13 protein-coding genes are annotated in these 18,373 nt (G+C 31.7%); 9 read left to right on the top strand and 4 right to left on the bottom strand.

The window, feature by feature from the left end; genetic code table 11:
• Window positions 1–13: 13 nt before the first annotated feature.
• The 4 genes from ACONDI_RS00215 to ACONDI_RS00230 all read left to right on the top strand — a co-directional run bounded on the left by ACONDI_RS00215 (window position 14) and on the right by ACONDI_RS00230 (window position 7,048).
• Entirely contained in the window at window positions 14–4,816 is a 4,803-nt protein-coding gene (locus ACONDI_RS00215) for a PAS domain S-box protein (RefSeq protein ID WP_241079493.1), read from the top strand.
• Window positions 4,817–5,305: 489 nt separating this feature from the next.
• Window positions 5,306–5,437 carry a HEPN domain-containing protein gene (locus ACONDI_RS00220; protein ID WP_241079494.1) on the top strand — a complete coding sequence of 44 codons (132 nt, stop codon included), beginning with the start codon at window positions 5,306–5,308 and terminating at the stop codon, window positions 5,435–5,437.
• A gap of 260 nt (window positions 5,438–5,697) precedes the next feature.
• Window positions 5,698–5,937, top strand: a complete 240-nt coding sequence (locus ACONDI_RS00225) for a hypothetical protein (RefSeq protein WP_241079495.1) — start codon at window positions 5,698–5,700, stop codon at window positions 5,935–5,937.
• Between the two features lie 868 nt (window positions 5,938–6,805).
• Entirely contained in the window at window positions 6,806–7,048 is a 243-nt protein-coding gene (locus ACONDI_RS00230) for a hypothetical protein (RefSeq protein WP_241079496.1), read from the top strand.
• 538 nt (window positions 7,049–7,586) lie between these two features.
• On the opposite strand, the gene ACONDI_RS00235 is transcribed toward ACONDI_RS00230, so the two are convergent.
• Entirely contained in the window at window positions 7,587–8,156 is a 570-nt protein-coding gene (locus ACONDI_RS00235) for a hypothetical protein (protein WP_241079497.1), read from the bottom strand.
• Window positions 8,157–8,801: 645 nt separating this feature from the next.
• On the opposite strand from ACONDI_RS00235, the gene ACONDI_RS00240 reads away from it, so the two are divergent.
• The 5 genes from ACONDI_RS00240 (at window position 8,802) to ACONDI_RS00260 (ending at window position 15,935) form a co-directional block, all read left to right on the top strand.
• Entirely contained in the window at window positions 8,802–9,296 is a 495-nt protein-coding gene (locus ACONDI_RS00240) for a hypothetical protein (RefSeq protein WP_241079498.1), read from the top strand.
• On the top strand, window positions 9,251–10,786 hold the full coding sequence (locus ACONDI_RS00245) for a hypothetical protein (RefSeq protein WP_241079499.1): 1,536 nt from the start codon (window positions 9,251–9,253) through the stop codon (window positions 10,784–10,786). Before ACONDI_RS00240 ends, ACONDI_RS00245 begins: the two co-directional genes overlap by 46 nt.
• 1 nt (window position 10,787) lies before the next feature.
• Entirely contained in the window at window positions 10,788–10,949 is a 162-nt protein-coding gene (locus ACONDI_RS00250) for a hypothetical protein (protein WP_241079500.1), read from the top strand.
• 146 nt (window positions 10,950–11,095) lie between these two features.
• Complete coding sequence (locus ACONDI_RS00255) at window positions 11,096–13,234, top strand: hypothetical protein (protein ID WP_241079501.1); 2,139 nt, start codon at window positions 11,096–11,098, stop codon at window positions 13,232–13,234.
• Window positions 13,235–13,364: 130 nt separating this feature from the next.
• The gene (locus ACONDI_RS00260) at window positions 13,365–15,935 is read left to right on the top strand and encodes a hypothetical protein (protein ID WP_241079502.1); all 2,571 of its coding nucleotides are present in this window, start codon (window positions 13,365–13,367) and stop codon (window positions 15,933–15,935) included.
• A 31-nt stretch (window positions 15,936–15,966) separates the two neighbouring features.
• Here ACONDI_RS00260 and tnpC read toward each other — a convergent pair whose 3' ends face one another.
• The 3 genes from tnpC to tnpA form a co-directional block, all read right to left on the bottom strand.
• Window positions 15,967–17,523 carry an IS66 family transposase gene (gene tnpC, locus ACONDI_RS00265; RefSeq protein WP_241078390.1) on the bottom strand — a complete coding sequence of 519 codons (1,557 nt, stop codon included), beginning with the start codon at window positions 17,521–17,523 and terminating at the stop codon, window positions 15,967–15,969.
• 65 nt (window positions 17,524–17,588) lie between these two features.
• Window positions 17,589–17,945, bottom strand: a complete 357-nt coding sequence (tnpB, locus tag ACONDI_RS00270; protein WP_241078389.1) for an IS66 family insertion sequence element accessory protein TnpB — start codon at window positions 17,943–17,945, stop codon at window positions 17,589–17,591.
• Window positions 17,939–18,247, bottom strand: coding sequence for an IS66 family insertion sequence element accessory protein TnpA (gene tnpA / locus ACONDI_RS00275; protein WP_241078388.1), 309 nt, complete (start codon window positions 18,245–18,247; stop codon window positions 17,939–17,941). Before tnpA ends, tnpB begins: the two co-directional genes overlap by 7 nt.
• Between the last annotated feature and the right edge of the window lie 126 nt (window positions 18,248–18,373).

Genomic DNA, 18,373 nt, shown 5'->3' on the forward strand with positions numbered 1-18,373 from the left:
GGAGGTGGTTTCAATGTTCTCAAGCTGCGAAAATAATAATTCTTGCCGGGGCCAATTTATGCTTGATTCTTTAAGCGCTATGGTATGTCTTCTGGATAAAAATAAAAATATTATCGGGTTTAATAAAGCTTGGTCTGAATTTTTTAAGGGAATTGGAGAAAGTATAAGTGAAGGCGATAATAGCTATAATTATTTGGACATTTGCTTAAATAACAAACTTATGGGAGAAGAGACAGTTCAAAAAATTAAAATGGGAATTGAAGCTGTGGTTAATGAAGAACAAGATTTTTTTGAATGTGAATTTACTTATGAGTTTGATAAGGAACGTTGGTTTGTAGCCAGGGTAACACCATACCTTGCTCCTAAAGAGGGGTCTTACGGTAGAGAAGTGGTAATAGCGCATGAAGAAATTAGTGACAAAAAGAAGACCAGCGAAAATCAAGCTAAAGCTGATGATTTTTTGGATAATGCAGTAGAGTTAATTACTTTTCAGGATAATGATTTGAATATAGTTTGGGCTAACCGTGCTGCTAGAGAAGCTTTTAAAGAAAAAACTGACGAATTGATTGGTAAAAAATGTTATGAAATTGCACAAGGAAGATCTACCCCATGTGAGGATTGTCCTGTTATACGGGCGATAAATTTAGGTCAACGCTGCACTGAAGAGAAAGTTACACCTGATGGACGATATTTTAGTATCATAGGCTCACCTGTAAAAAATGAAAATGGTGAAGTGATTGGCGCTGTAGAAACTGCACTAGAAATAACTGAAAAAAAACATTTAGAGATCAACTTAGAAGAGCGTAATAAAATTTTAGAAGGTATAGTAAACAGTGTTGATGATGGATTAACGGTGCAGTATCCTGATTTGACAAGGGAATTCTGGAACCCTGCTGCTTATAAAATTTTTGGTTTAACAGAAGACGATTCTGTTGAAGGTGAGAAATGCTACAAAGCTTTAGGTTATGAAAATGAATGTAAAATCTGTGCTAGTAAAGAAGTATTAAATACTGGTGAAGCTGCTGAAGTTGAGAAATATCATTCACACCTTGATCTTATATTGAAATGTAAAGCCCATCCTGTTTATGATAAGAAAGGAAATGTCATCAGGATAATTGAGCATTTGAAAGATATTACTGAGCAAAGGACATGGGAAAAAAAGTTAGAAGAATATCAAAATAGGCTTAAAGATTTAACTAAAGAATATGAAACAATTTTGGAGAATACTTCAGATGCCATTTTTTTCATTGAAGTGGAAGAAGGAATAGTGGATAATACTTTTAAGTTTTTAAGAAATAACGTACAGCATCAAAAATTAACAGGCCTTTCCATGGAAAAAATTAGGGGCAAAACTCCCTATGAGGTGTTGAATAAAAAAACTGCTGACTTTGTCATCTCAAATTATAAGCACTGCTGCCAAGTAAAAGAAACAATAGAATATGAGGAGACTCTTGACCTTCCCAACGGAAAGCGCACATATCATACATCTTTAACTCCGGTCCTCGAGAATGGAAAGGTAGTTAAAATTGTAGGATCCAGTAGGGATATAACCAGGCGAAAAGATATGGAACGAGCGTTAAAAGAAAGTGAAGAAAAGCTAAGAACTTATATTGAAGAAGCACCGGTAGGAATATTTGTTATCGATGAAAATGGCTATCATCTAGAAACTAACCCTGAAGGGTGCAGGTTAAGAGGGGCTTCAAGAGAGGAATTAAAGAAGTATAAAAACTTTGATTTCGTGCACCCGGATTATAAAGATAAAGCATTAACTAATTTCAAGAGAATAAAAGAAGAAGGTCGAATTCACGTGGAACTATTGGGTATTAAGTTTGATGGGACACCTATTTGGTTGAATATACTTGCCGTTAAATTGAGTGGCAACCGTATTATAGGTTTTGTGACTGATATTAGCAAGCAGAAAAACACTGAAGAAAGGCTCCGCCAAAGCGAGCAGTTTTTGGAAGGTATTTTGAACTCTATCCCCGATGTTATAGGCATTCAAAGACCAGACCATACTGTGGTCAGGTATAATGAAGCCGGATATGAATTTTTAGATATGTCCCATGAAGAAGTTTCGGGAAATAAATGCTATCAGCTTATTGGTAGAACAACTCAATGTAAACCCTGTGCGACAAGTAAAGCTCTTGAAACAAAAAATCTAGAGCAGGTAGAAAAATATATACCGGAATATGATACTTATCTTGAAACCCGGGCCAACCCTTTGTTAGATGAAAATGGGAATGTACACTATATAATAGAACAGCTTAGAGATATAACAGTTTATAAGAAGACTTTAAATGCTTTGAAAGAAAGTGAACAGAGGTTTAGATCCATTATAGAAGCGGCTAAAACTGTTTCTCTTATTGTTACAGATTTAAACTCCAATGTAGTAGAATTTAGTCCAGGTGCTGAAGAAATTTTTGGCTACAACAGGAATGAGATTATAGAAAAACATGTTGGGATGCTTCATACAGCCGAAGACATAAAGAAATTTCCTGCTTTAATTGAAAAGTTAATCAAATTTAAAGAAGGGTTTACCTTAGAAACTGAACTGGTAAAAAAATCAGGAAAAGTTTTTCCTGCCCTTTTTTCTTTGCAACCCCTTTTTGATTTTGAAGGAAATGTTAGCGGGACCCTTGGAATTACAGTGGATATTACAGAATTGAAAGAAACTGAGGAAAAGCTGCGCAAAAGTGAACAAAAGTTTAGAAGCTTTGTTGAAAAAGCATTTGACCTTATATTTACAGTTAATGAAAAGGGCGAAATAACTTATGTTTCACCGAACTGTAAAGAACTGCTTGGTTACGAGCCCGAAGAAGTTTTAGGAGGTAATTACTTAACAGGTATTCACCCGGAAGATTACGATAAAACAGTTCAACACTTTTATAATATTTTGAAGAAAAATTATATTGAGGAAGAAATTGAAGGGAGGATTTATCATAAGGATGGTGAATGGCGCTGGTTTGCCACCAGAGCCGCTGTTATAGATAGAAGTAAGGAAGAAACAGTTATTTTAGGGATTTCCAGAGATGTAACTGAGCGTAAACAGTTCGAAAGGGCACTAAGGAATAGTAATGAATTATTAAATGGTATTTTTGAAAGTATACAGGATGGCATGAGTGTTTTAAATCCTGATCTTACTATACGTCATACCAATTATATAATAAAAAGCTGGCATGAAAGTGAGCTGCCCCTGGAGGGTAAAAAGTGCTATCAAGCTTTTCATGGGCTTAGTAAACCGTGCAAAGATTGTCCCACTTTGCGATGCCTTGAAACCGGTGAAATGGAAAATGAAGAGCTTACTGTAAAAACTGAACACGGGGAAAAATGGATTGAACTTTATAGTTACCCTATGTTTGAAGGAGAGAACAATGAAGTCTCCGGTGTAGTTGAGTTCATTCGTGATATCACTCCAAGAAAATTATATGAGATAGAACTAGATAATCAGAAAAATCAGTTTGAAGCTTTATTTAAAAATACTTCTGATGCAGTAGCGCAGATAGACCATAACAATAGTATAGTAGACATTAATGAAAAATTTACTGAACTATTTGGTTATACTGTTGAAGAGGCAGCAGGAAAACAGTTAAGCGAATTAGTTTTAAAGAATAAAAATGAAAAAAACCTTCAGAAAGAAGTTTTATATGAAGGGAAAACTGCAGAAGATGAGGCCACCAGGTACAAAAAGGACGGAGAACCGGTAGAAGTAATAGTAAAAGGAGTACCTATATTTATTGATAATGAAGCTGTGGGTGGCTATGCGGTTTATACAGATATAACCCAGCGTAAAAAGGCGGAAGAAAGAATACGTTATCTAAGTTTTCATGATAGTTTGACTGGACTTTATAATAGGGCTTATTTAGAAAAAGAAATGGAAAGATTAGATACCAAGCGTCAGCTCCCTGTAAGTATTTTAATGGCTGATGTAAATGGCCTGAAATTGCTTAATGATACTTTTGGTCATGATGCAGGAGACGAACTTTTAATGAAATCTGCTGATATTTTGACTAAATCATGTAGGAAAGAAGATATAATAGCCCGCTGGGGTGGTGATGAGTTTGTTATTTTACTCCCCCAGACAAATGGAAGTGAAGCTGATGTGATAGCAGAAAGAATAAGGGAAGAAAGTAAAAACTATTACGTACACTCAGTACCGGTTAGAATAGCTGTTGGATGTTTTACCAAATATAATCCTAAAGAATCAATGGAAGAAGTGCTAAATGAAGCAGAAGACCGTATGTATAAAAATAAGCTTATGGAAAGAAGTAGTACCAGACAGGATATAGTATCAGCATTACTAAAGACCCTAAAGCAAAAAAGTAATGAGACTGAAGATCATTTAAAGAGAATGGGTGAATTAAGCTATGAATTTGGCCGGGCTATAGGATTATCTGAAGAAGATTTGGAAAGATTATACCTACTAGCGACTATGCATGATATTGGTAAAATAGTTATCTCGGAAGAAATACTAAAGAAGTCATCGTCACTTAATCAAGAAGAATGGACCTTGTTAAAAGAACACCCTAAAAAAGGAGAATATATTGCCCGGGCTTCTGAAAATTTAGTCCATATTGCTGATGAAATCGGAGCTCATCATGAAAGATGGGACGGCAAGGGTTATCCATGGGGATTAAAACAAAAAGAAATACCTTTGCTATCTAGAATTATTGCAATAATTGATACTTATGATGTGATGACTAATGGCACTTATTATAAAAATCCTGTGTCTAAAGAGGAAGCTTTAAAGGAGATAAAAAACTGTGCTGGAACCCAATTTGACCCTGAGTTGGTGGAGGAGTTTTTGAAAATAGTATGATCTCATAAAACAGTGTTTTAGAAATTTTTAATAACCAGCCTTTGTAAAGGTTAACTTTATTTAGGCTGGTTATTTTGTGTTATAACGGTGTATTATATTTTAAATAACAGTATAATGGTGCCGAAGGTGGGTATGATGGATATTTAATAAACTTTGAGTTTATCAGTGAATCTGAAAAGTTTATTTTATCTAAGAAAGCGAATTTTAGTTTGACTTGAAAAAAACAATTAGATACTGATATAATTATGTTACCTAAAAATGTAAATATGTGAGGTGCTTCTTTTGTCAATTAAAGAACGAACTAAAAAGGATATAGATAGATTAGTTAAAGGGATTAGAGAAAAATTTGGACCCCAGAAGATTATTCTGTTTGTCTGGACTTTGAAAGACCGGTAGATTTAATTTTATATACATCAGAAGAATGGGAAACTAATGTAAAAGATTCTGCTACTTTTGCAAGTTTAATTGAAAAAAAAGGTGTGAAGCTATATGGATGGTACAAAACCTGGAGATTGGCTATATAAAGCCAAACAGGACCTAGAATCTTCATGGATATTACTTCAAAACGATGGTCCAGAAGAAACAATTGCTTTTCATGCTCACCAGGCTATATGGAGCTAATATGAGGGGAGGAGAATAGTATGCTTTGAAACTATAAAGTTGCGATCCCACTGTTAGTGGTGATTGGTCTTTATTTGGTTGTGAGTAATATATTGGGGTAATGTATTACTTAAATGGTTTTTTTTTCTTGTTAACGAGAGAAGATACAAAGGCTGCAGGATTCAAAAAGATGGATTTTCGAATTTAAAGGAATAAATGTTAGTCTGTGGTATAATTTAGGGAGTTGTTAAATTTGTATAAGAACCTGGAGGTGTATAGCAATGAGTACTACCGAATCAAAAGAGTTTTTGTTAAAAGAATTTGAAAAGCTAGATGAAGAAGGCCAGAAAAAAATCCTTGATTATGTTAAAAGACTATCTCGTGCTCAGGAATATACTAATAGTAAAACTCCGAAAATCCTTAGGGGTGCATTAAGAAAATATAAAAATAGAGAGCTAAGACAAAAAGAAAAAGGTGCCTGGGCCTGCAAATATAATAATTTTGAGATACCTGCTAGATGATGATGAACTATCCAATAAAGCTGCTGACTTAATAAAAGATAATAAAATATTTAATAACCAGCCTTGTAAAGGTTAACTTTATTTAGGCTGGTTATTTTATTTTGCAGTTTTATATTATATATTAAATAACAGTATAATGGTAATGGTGCCGAAGGTACGTATGGTGAAGAACCCACACTGGAAAATTACATGATTAAGATTTTGAAAGATTTTACTTTCAGGATTGAATAGAGACGTTAGTCCAGCCCAGCAAGGTGATGTACCATCAGTGCATCGGAGTAAACGTTTATTAAACCTACAAAGAGATCTCTTTATATAATCTTTGATTTAGGAGAGGAATTTTTTGTTTGTAGGCTTTTTTTAAGAACTGACAAGACTAAAGATAGCTCCACTCACATTCTCCCTCTGCCACAGATATAATTAGGCAGTGGCTACGATACAAAATAATCACTGCTTAAGTTATTAGAAATAAATCGTTCAAAAATAGAACTGTTTAAAGCTATTTTATTGAGATTGAAAATATTAACTATAAAAAGAAAAATATGAAAATTGATTGTTTGATCTTGCTCATGTTACTATATCATTTGTTTAATATTTAAGTATGAGAACGCTAACTTTAAATGAACTAATTTAGATACTATAACCTCTTTTTAGCTTAAGAGCTAATTAGGTAGCATTCCTCAATTTACTTTTAAATCTTCCTTATACTATTCACTTTCTGTAAACTTTCCCTATAAGAATTAAAATATAAAAGAAAATAAAAAATTAAAACCAGATTGTAACGTAAAACATGCTCTTAAGTCTCCCTGGCATGTTTATTATTTTTCGCCCAAGGGGCCTTTTAAATTTTCTTAAGGGAGTGATTTTGTTGAGGGTTATCACTAGAAAAAGAATGGATTGGGATACTTTTTTGGAAGAGATAGTATTGAAGGTAAAGCGAACTTCTCTTCCTAAGGTGGTATGGAAAGACAGAAAGCATGTAAGTTTCGAAGAAGTAGAAGATTTTATTCTTGGAACTAGGAATAAAAAATGGATGGTTGTATATTATGACTGCATGATTAAGGCAAAGCCTTATAACTTAAGTAAAATAGTCGTGGAAATTTGGTTTTAGCCCCGTAGCCTGTGAAGGTTACGGGGGATATTTTTTGGCAACAAAATGTAAGCGTCATCGTGTGTCCTGAAAATTGATCGGCAAAAAAGTAACATGATTTTTGTTAATGGGATTTATAGGTTTTCTATGTCTAAAGTTGATAATGTAGTTGACAAGATAAATAAAGATTAAAGTCATTAAAACATCAGTGGAATAGTATTAAAAATCATCAACGTAATCAGGATAATCAATTTGTGGAGCAATTCGATCAAATAGCAACTATCAAACTTATAATCTTAATACCAGGATTTTCACTCATGTAAGACCTCCTAAGTCATTTTTACACTAACTAATTCTCATTTTTACTTTCTATTAAAATTATACTATACCTATACATTTTTCTTTAAAAGGTTCTAATGAATTTAGAAATGTTTAGCAGAATTAATAAGTAGCTGATATTTTAAGTGAATAATAAGTATAGAGTTGCTAAAATAGTGATTAAAGAAAAGGGGTGTAACCTCCGGCTGGCATATAAGGAGGGGAGGCTACACCGTTTGTTTTATCGTACTTTTGTATCGTTATAATAGTGGCGGTTATAAAAACGATAACCTTCCATATTGTTGGCTTTATCTTTTGTTGCTTTACTTATATCTTGAATTAATCTTTTTACTAAAAACCCGTATCTATGTTTATATTCAATTTTTTTTGTAATTTTACCGTGAATAAGTAGATAATCATTAAGCATTACTTCCCAATTAATTCTTTCCATAGGGATAAATACATCGACTAAATAGTTTACAGTGCCTTCAATCAACTCTTCCATCATTCCTTGGTCTCTCATATCCTTGACTTTTTCACCTACATATTTGTCCGCTTCATCTTCTGTGTAAATTTTTTTGTTTCCTTCATCTTTATAACCTAAAACAAAGATATGATTCTTTTTCGGACTAGGTATTCTTAATTTCAAACTTTCGTCAACCCAGTATCTAACCGGAAAAATTCCATTTTCATATATGACTGTTTTGTCAAGTACAACTTGAAAAATCCCAGGTTTATTTGAAGTTAGAATTTCCACTGCTTTTTCAACAAAAACTTCCCTGGTAACAACAAAAGGGCTATTTAAATCCATTAAAAAAATCACTCCTTACAGTATTATAAAAGGTGACTTTTTACCCTTCCTAACCCCATAAAGAGTTTGTCGTCTTTTTAGATAAAATGTTTTAAAGCTAATGAGTAATAAAAAACTTTGTGACGGGATAGCCGAATTTTCTGAAACAAAAATGAGAAATAATCTTTTAAGTTAACGGGGTTTCATTATTAAAATAAAAGGAATGCTCCTTTGTTAGTAGAAATAAAGGCCAAGGAGTCGTCTGCTCATTTCTTATAGCTGAAAAGCTATTCTTTTTAGTTTAGTTGTTTTTATTTAGGAAGTATTAAATCAAGATACTTGCTTGAGTAAAGAAAAATTATTAGAGAGGGAACATTAGTATTTCTAGGGAAGTTATTACTTTGAAATTCTTTTAGGAGAAATTTAAGGTGTATGGCTTATGATAAGTAAATCGCCTGACTATTTTACCATTAAAAAGTTAATTTGGCAATATTTTTATAGTAAAGAAATTTACTTCTAAATTTTTGGGTTGAAAATTTAATTAGTTTGAAGGAAATATTATACAAATTATAGAACAAAGAACACTGATAATTTTGAATTTATAGTATGTATAATATTAGCTCAAATTGCTAGAAGTATTACTAAGATTAAATTAGGAGGAGTGAAATGAATTTTATCGATTGGCTAGATACTTTTAAAGAAAAATTTTCAAAGAATTTAAAAGTTAAATATGATACTGAAAAGGAATATGCAAGAAAAAATGAGGTTTTAATTGGCTTAGGAAAGAAGGATTATGGAGGAATAATTATCAATTATAATTTAGATGAATCAAATTCTGAGAAATATAATTCAAATAGTAGTTTAATATACAAAAAAAGTAAAGGAATATTTAATAATAGACTTAACAAAGACATGGAAAAAGTAATTTATTATATTAAGGATCTTTCAACGGATACTTGTTTAAGTTATATTTTATTTAATTATTTTTCTGAATATCCTGAGAAAAATTTACAGAGTTTTGATAAAGAATGGTTAGAATATATAGATAGATGGAAAATTGGCGACTGTAGAAGTACTGGAAAGCTGTTTGATCATGGGGAAGTTTACATAATGCTTTGTCTCATGCTTACATTGAATATGATGATAAAAGCGGAGATATAAATCAAGAAAGAATAAAAGAAGGTTTTATTAGATGTGTTAACTTTGTTATTCAATTAATCCTAAAAGGAATTAAGCCGTATAAAGTTCCCGCTTTACCTTATGTTGATGAATATCATAATGCAGTTGCTTTTTTAAAAGAAGAGTACAATCAGTATAAACAGTCTTTTAGTTATGCAAGAACACTGCAATTGGAACTACCTTTAAAAAAATCAAGTAAAAATAGACTTGTTGATGCTTATTTTGTTTCAGAAAATGATCCACTTGGTTCATTAAAGGTTTTTTTAAGAACTGATGACGAATACTCTTTTTTAAAAGACGGTTATGCTCTAATGGGAATTCATCGCCCTCAAAAAAATGATCAATATCATATAACAATTTCTGTTGATCCCAACAAAAACATACACCTTGAAGATTTGTGGTATAAATTGGAACATTTAGAAGAAGTAAAGTGGAAAAATAAGTACCCACCTGCAAGAATTGCAGAGAGAGGGAACTGGCATGATGAAAAAGGTAAATATACTATTATAGGTTCTCCTGATACAGGTACAGAAATTTCGTGGGGAGAAGTTCTTGAACTTATTTGGGAGCTATACAATCCTGTTAAAGCAGTAAAGGTTCGAGAATTTAAGAAGGACAGGAAGGATGAAATAAAGTTTATACATGAATGTTCACCAGATGTTGAAGAAAGTGTAATTGAAACGAAAAAGAAATTTATTGCTGCAAAATGGGACGCTTCAAATGATAAAAGGGCTTTGTTAGTTACTCCTACTGTATTAAAGTATTTTGCTGCTTGTATCGAAAACATAAATCCTGGAAATATGCCTGGAATCAAAGACTTGCCTTCTATAAAAAGCTTTGATTATATGGAGATGCCTGGTGGGTTAGCTGTTATTCACACTAAAGGTGTATTTTTATTAGATGATTGGAGTAGTTTTACATTACCAGTGGAATCTTATAAATCTGAATTTTGTAAAATTCTTAAACGGTACAAAACCATTTGTAAAAACCAAAAAGAGTTAAAAGGCAGAATTAAACAAATTAAAAAAAATTTAAACAATAAAAAGATATTTAACAGGAAAGAAGTCATAAATCTTAGTGACGAAATGGCTGAAATAAAAATGGAGTTGAGACAAATTAATTTAGAAACAATGCAAGAAACTGGAGATTATAACGTTAAAAAATTTAGAGATTTGTTAGAAAAAAGATGGGGAATAAACACTCAATTAGAAGATTTATATGATTCAGTGCAAGAAATAGAACAAATTATTAATAATTACACAGATACTAGAATAAATCGTGCGATCAATAATATTTCGATATACGGATTTCCTGTATTACTTTTTGCTAGTTTATTTCAGTTTATATTTGCAAAAATACCAAGGCCAATAGATTGGTTTGGGGTTCATTGGTTAGGTTTGTTTTTATTTTTAGCGTTAATAATTATTGGTATTAAAGTTGTGAAACTTTTTTTAATTGATGATACAACTTAACATGTATAGTTTATTTGTATCTAAATCAGTAAAGGCTAACATCAAATTAGTAGCTAACTTTGTTTGTGTAAGTGGAGGTGTGGTAATAAGTAAACTTCCTAATCGAGAAGAGTTGATTAGCTCTCAACCAGATACGGAAGTCCTGGAGATAGCCAAAGTATAGACAAAACATCAGTTAAACTAAATGGTAAAAAATATAAAAATTAAATACAACCTTATCGTAAAGTTCACTGTATGATTAACTTGTATAAGATTATTATGAAAGCACTTGGTTTTATAACGGGGAGTTATTTAAAAGGGGGGTAATGTATGATCACAATAGGTCTTGATGAAGTTGGTCATTTTAATCCAGAGATAAGTGATAACAATAATGTGAATTTTGTAGCAGGTTTTATCTATAAAGGTTTAGATTATGAAAATGAAAAAAGAAGAATTGATTTATTCCTAAAAAACATATGTAATGAATTTAATATTCGATATCCAAATGATTTACATTATGATAGAAGAAAAACAAACAGAACTAATGTAGAATACTTTGAAAATAATATTGAAGGACACTTGAAAGATTATCTAAGAAAAAATGGGAACTATCATCTTACATGTATGATAAAAAGTAAGGAAGAGAGAAAAGATTTTAAAAACATTAGTAATTTATTGGATGACAGAAAAGCAAATAATTTATATGAGCATATGATATGTGGTTTACTAAACAATTTAATTTTTAAAAATTTAGATATGGAAAATGAAAATGAAGTAAACTTAGAAATCCCTACCAGAGTTTCGGTGCTGTCCTCTGATGACCCTAAAATAAATGAATATTTTCAATTTGGATATCCGTACAAAGTTAATCCAAATGGCACTTATAGATTTTTTTCTACAGATCAAAAAACATTTAAAACAGCTTTGGCTTATCAAACAATAAACTCTAAAAAAAGCTCAATTCTAAAATTTTACAATATCAATATTCAACCAATAAATTATAATGAAGCAAGTATGGACATGCCTTTTTTATATTTAGCAGATATAATATGTAACTGCTTTAAAACCAAATTTTTAAAATATACTTATCAAAACGATTATGGTATTAAGAAAGTACATGATTGGGCTTTCGATTTCACAGGTGACTTTCCTTATTTATGGGCTTATGACGACATAGACAGCATTTATAATGATTTGTTAGATAAATTTTTAGGCAAAGAATTTATATCAACTGTTGAAACTCTTTATAAAGCTAAGGATTTTAAAAGTGATTTTACTAATTATTATAACGAAAATTGGTTTGAAGAAGTGGAGAGTAAATTGGATCATGCATTTGATTTGAATAAAATCGATGTTTACACTTCGGAATTGGATAATTTTTATAAACAAAATGTTATAAATTTTGACAAAGGTCTTGAAATATTTGAAAAATTATGGGATATGGTTGAGAAATACAATGATGACATTTCCAATTTGATTAAATATAAAATAGCAGACATAGGAATAAGAGCTAATAACCACACTGGCAAATCGACATATAATAATTCTTTTTATGAAATAGTTGAAGAATTAAAAAATGAGGTGCCTATTGAAATGTATCTGGATACTTTAAACAGAAAAGTTCAAACACATGCCAATGAATTTGACTTTGATAAAGCTATAGAGCTTCAGGAATATAACTTAGAATGTATTAATATTTTAAATGAAGCCAGAAAAGATATATCTAAATTACAAGAAGCAGATAATATAGAAACTACAAGGCTAACTGCTAGAGGAAGAGCATTGAGCTCTCTCGGTCAAATGTATGCTTTTAAAAGAATGGATGATGCACTAAAATACTTTGAAGAGGCTTTAAAAGAGTTTCATAACGATCCAGGAAACAGAGAGATTACCATCTCACATATATTAAACTATGCTAGTGATCATAATAATAGATATTTATATAAAAAATATGCTAAAGAATATTATAACGGAGCTTCAGAACTTAACGACCAATTTAACTTTGTTTTGTCTAGTAAGGATCCGTTTAAAGTTTATACGTTTTTTAAATCTATTAATAATCTCTATATAACTGAGATAAGTAATGATTTTCTAAACAAAATTAATTCAGTTGATTTTGATGATAAAGGGTTTAAAGTAAATAGACACCCCTGGGAGCTGATTTATAAGAATTTAGGAATTATTTTCTATAAAATTAATCTGAACAAACAAGCGAGAAAATATATGAAAAAAGCAGTTAACTGTGTTGAAAATCGTAATGAGACTATTGAAGCCATTAATTATTTTACTAAAATTCAAAATGCATACTACCAAAATAACGAAAAGGAAATGGAAGTTCATATTAATGAATTTAGAGATTGGATAAAAAATAATGAAGCAATATATAAATATTTTCAAAATGCATTTTGTGAAGAACTAAATAAAATTTATTTTAATTTATGTGATAAGTTTACTTTTACTTATACGTAATAAAAAAAATAATATATTTGGCAATAAATGGTTGAAATAGACTTGGAGTGAGGCAAATTTATGTAGAAATAAATTTATTAGAATTCTTAATTAGTGATTTAACTTATAGTATAACAGAGGGAGGTTAAAAATGATTAATTGTAAATGTGAGTATCCCACCGATATTTATGTGTTAGAAAACGATATTCTTTGTAACGGTTGTGGTGGAAGGGTAGGTATTAAAACTAATATTGGATATAACGATATGATGTTGTTGGAAGATGATAATATATGGTATTCGGAAATATTGGACAAAAACAAGGAAAATGATTTCCCTCCAATATTAGCACATGAATACCAGCGGTTATATTCATTATTTAATGAAAAAAATGTTTTTGGTTTAATGTTACAAGTGAAAGATGTATTTGAACTGTTATTAAAAATGCCTGTTCTCTTAGCTGGAAACATAACGTATCATAAAGTAGATAAAAGTATTGATGAAAAAAAATTTTTATATAAGTTTTTCAAGCCATTAAGCTTGAATAATTGGCTTGAGGAGCTGGCTTCAGAGATATTAAAGCATGAAAAGTTACCAGATTTATTAAGGAATCCATTGGAAGATATTAAGCAAAAATATGAAGATAATAAAATAGTTGAATGGCGCAACGAAACAATCGGTCATGGTGCATTAAAGTTCGAAAATGATTCAGAACTAGCAAAAGATATTAACGAAAAATTAAAGATAATAAGTGAACATATTAAATCTTATTCTAAAAACTATAAATTGTTGAAGATTTATCTCAAAAACACACCAATAGTTGGGCCAAAATCAGTTTTAGAGTTGAATAACTCTAGTTGGAATGAGCTTTATTTTGTAGTAGATGATGAATTTGAACCCGCTTTTCCTTTTGTAATTTCTGAGAAGGAAAGTATATATTTTTATGACAGTTTTAAAAATTCTAAAGCTTACTTTCTTAATTATTTAAATGGAGATAAAATTGAAAATACTGCGGAAGTAAATATAACACTTAAAGAAAGCCATGCTAATTTAAAGAAAGAAATCGGAAAATATAAAGAAGTAGAAAATAAAATAATAGATGACAAATCAGCTGTAATTCAAAAAACGGGGACATTTAAGTTGTCTACTGAAGATAAATATCTTAAAAAATTAGATGTAGATGATTACCTAACGCCAGATCATATTTTAAACTGGTTGAAAAAACAAATTAAAGATAATAGCAAGGGTATATTATTATTACAGATGGCTGGAGGGTTAGGAAAAACAACTTTTGCTCGTGCATTAGATCCAATCGGGTTGAATAAAGAAAATTTAATAGAGCACAAATGTTCAATTAGGACCTATTATATCAATGAAATCTATTCTTATGATATAGAAAACTTTATGGCAAAATTGTATGATGTTATGCGAGCTAAGCCAGATCTCAAGAATCCAGATATAGAGATTAACAAGTTATATTTCCCTAATTTGAAGATTGATCCTAAAATAGAATTTGCCAAATTTTTAGAGAGCTGCTTAAAAGAACATGACAATCATTTTAGAAAATTTAACAAAAATAGGCCCGTAGAAAAATTATTATTAATAATTGATGGAATTGATGAAATCCCCAAAACTAAACAAACGATTTTAGATATTATTCCTGAAAATGACTCTCTACCAGAAGGTGTATATATACTTTTAACAAGCCGTTTAGATAATGAATTAAAAGAGAAGAATAAGACTTTTAACTTAAAAAAATTACAACGGCTTCGTAATACTAAAACAATAACTAATGAGTTGCACATAAAACACTATGATGATAATAATATAAAGCTACTTAAAAAATATATTAATGAAAGTATATTAGATAAGGAAAATGATAAAATTTCAACTTATTTAGTTGATAAAGCAGATAAACGTTTTCTATACTTAAAAGCTTTAAAAGAGATACTAGATATAAGTAAAGAAGGTGTTGATTTAGAAAACCTAAATGATTTAGAAGATTTATTTGTTGAATATCTTGAAAAACTTAAAGAGATTTATGGAGATAAATATTTTCAGTATTTATTGAATATTTTAATAGTAGTAGCGACTGCTCCCGAGCCTTTAACTATTTCAGAAATATTATATTTGATTAATGAACCGCATGAGGAGGAAACAATAAACTTTAAACTGTTGGGTTGTTTATCTGATATAAAAATGTTTTTAAAAGAGGATCGGACTGCAAGGGGAAGTTGCATATCAATTTCCCATCATGAATGGAGAACAGCTATTGAAAATAATTATCACAAAAAAATAGATGAATTAATACAAAGTTATTATAATAAAGCTTTAAACTGTAATTTAGAAGAAGAATTAAAAAATCGAGAAAATGAAAGTTTAAAGAATTGGGATGGAGAAACTTATATTTTATCATGGTTAATTTTCTACTTTCCCTGGCCATTCCAACAACAAAAGGTAAATGAAAAGGATGTTATAAAAATAATTAATAATTTTAAACAAAATGGTATTGTTTTATATAGTCGCATAAGTCACCCAAAGTCTGCACCTATATATTTAAGAGAGAGATTAGAGAGAATTTTAACGTATCCTATAATGCTAATTGAAGAAGATATACAACTTATCCCAGATAAAATAGTGACTAGTGAGATCTACTACTTTAGAAGTTTAGTTAGAACAGATTTAAAACGTTATGAAAAAGCGTTGAAGGATATTGATGAGTGAGCGTCAAATAGCGCCCACCTTGAAATAAAGATTACTTTTGGATTTTACACTCTGAAGGGATAGCATCAGACCATGGTAGTAACTCATCAATAGCTTCTTGGTCTTGAAGATCAATATTAGGAAGGTTTTCAAACAGGAATTTGAGGTATTCAAATGGTTTCAAACCGTTTTCTTTGGCTGTTTCTACAATACTGTAAATTGTAGCACTGGCCTTAGCACCCTTAGGAGTATTGGCAAACAACCAGTTTTTTCGACCCACTACAAAAGGCTTGATGGAACGCTCAGCTCTGTTGTTATCTAACTCTAAGCGACCATCTTCTAAAAACTTCACAAGTTTAGGCCACTGATTTAAACAGTAGTTGATAGCCTTACCAAAGGCACTTTTAGGAAGAACTTTAGGTTTTTGTTCTTTAAGCCATGCGTAGAACTCTTCTAATACCGGCAAACTACGCTCGTGCCGAATTTTGTGACGCTCTTCGGGCGTTTTATCCCGAAGGTCATGTTCTATGGCAAAGAGTTGGTTGCAAAACTCCAGTCCTTTCTTAGCACTTACTTGAGCATTTTGTTGGTCTTTTGGGAGCGCTTTTAATGCTTCATCAAATTTACGCCTAGCGTGAGCTAAACACCCAACAAGGCTGATATCAGATAAATCATTGTACCCTGAGTAGCCATCAACCTGTAAGAATCCTTCAAAATCAGCCAAGAACTTTCGGGGGTGCTTACTTGCCCTGGTGGTTCTGTAGTCATAAAGTATTATTGGTTCATCTTCTCGTCCGGTACGGTAAAGCCAAAGAAATGATTTATTCTTTGCAGACCTACCATCTTCACGAAGTACCTGAAGATTGCTCTCATCAGCATGCAAAATGTCTTTTTCAACTAATAGTTCATGTAATCTATTGTATAAAGGAGTGAGCCAGCGATTTGAGCATTCTATCATCCAGTTAGCCATAGTCTGTCTTGACAGTTTTATACCCAAACGAGATAACTGTTGTTCCTGACGATAAAGGGGCAGAGCATCTACGTATTTTTGGTTCATGATATGAGCTACGGCAGAAGAGGATGCTACACTGCCGGGTAAAACCGGGTTAGGCATGGAAGCTGTAATTATGGAGTTCTCAGTGCCTTCCTTATCACAGCGGCGACAAGCATAAACATAGCGTACATGTTTAACTACGCTTGCCTTAGCAGGAATGATCTTTAGTTCTTTTCTCTCTTCTGTACTCATTTCATGAAGCTCGTCACCACAGCAGGAACACACCTGCTCCTCGGGGGAAAGGCGGTGCTCGATAGTCTCTTCAGGCAAACCGTCAAGCTGGTCTTCACGGTGCCCTTTACTTTTACGGCGCTTGTATGTAATTTCCTCCAGTTCGGGTTCTTTAGAATTAGAATCAGATTCTTTTTCAGCTTCGTTAAAGAACTGCAGCTGATCTGGAGGGGTGGCTTCACTAGAACTTCCAAACTGCTTTTTTTGCTTAAGACGAAACTGTTCCTTTAGCCAGTCGTTTTGTTCTTTTAAATCAGCATTTTGGCGTTCCAGTTGGTCACATCTATTTTTTAATTGGTTAATGGTTTCTGATTTATTTTCCATATTTAATTAATTCTACTTAAATGGTAAAAAGCCCTTTAATATCAGGGCTTTTTGGAGAAAAAAATTTATAATATTGTTCTTGCCTTTACTTCTTTATGGGCATCACCCTGATCAAGGGAGAGGCCATCCAACAGCCAGCGTAGCTGGCGGTAGGTTATTTTCATAGGAACAGGAGAACCTTCATCTGGCCATTTAAACTTGCCTTCTTCTAAACGCTTATAATATAGCCAAAAACCGTTGTTTGACCAGTGGAGTATTTTTAATTTATCTTTTTTCCTGTTGCAAAAGACAAAAAGGCAGGGAGAGAAGGGATCTAAATCAAAGGATTCTTTTACAATTACTGCTAAGCCATCAATTGATTTTCTAAGATCCGTTTTGCCCCTTGCCAGGTAAACTCGTTCTATGGTAGCTTCATTTAACATAGTCCAGACAATGTATTAACTAAGTCTTTTAAAAGACTTTTATCATAGCCAGGTTTTACTTCTATTGAGGCTTTACCTACTTTTACTGTAATATTACTTTCATCTGAATAGTCTACTTCTACTGGTGACCATTTAGTTTCTTTGGAAGGAGCATCTTCTTTGTATTTTCTACACCAGTAGCGTAATCGATTGAGTTTAACACCATTAGCCTTGGCCCAATCTTTTGCTGTTTGGCCGCTGGCCCGAAATGCTGAGACTCTCTCTTTCCACTCAGCTCTTAACTGTTCATTTGTTTTTGCCATAAAAAATCATCCCCTTCGTGGTTATTTGGGGAAGATTATGGCATATTGTATGAAGAAAATCTAGGTGGGTACTGTTTGACGCTTACATTGATGAAGCTATCTATTTAACTGATGAATCGGAGTGGC

This window comes from Natranaerofaba carboxydovora (assembly GCF_022539405.1).
Lineage (GTDB): Bacteria > Bacillota > Natranaerobiia > Natranaerobiales > Natranaerofabaceae > Natranaerofaba > Natranaerofaba carboxydovora.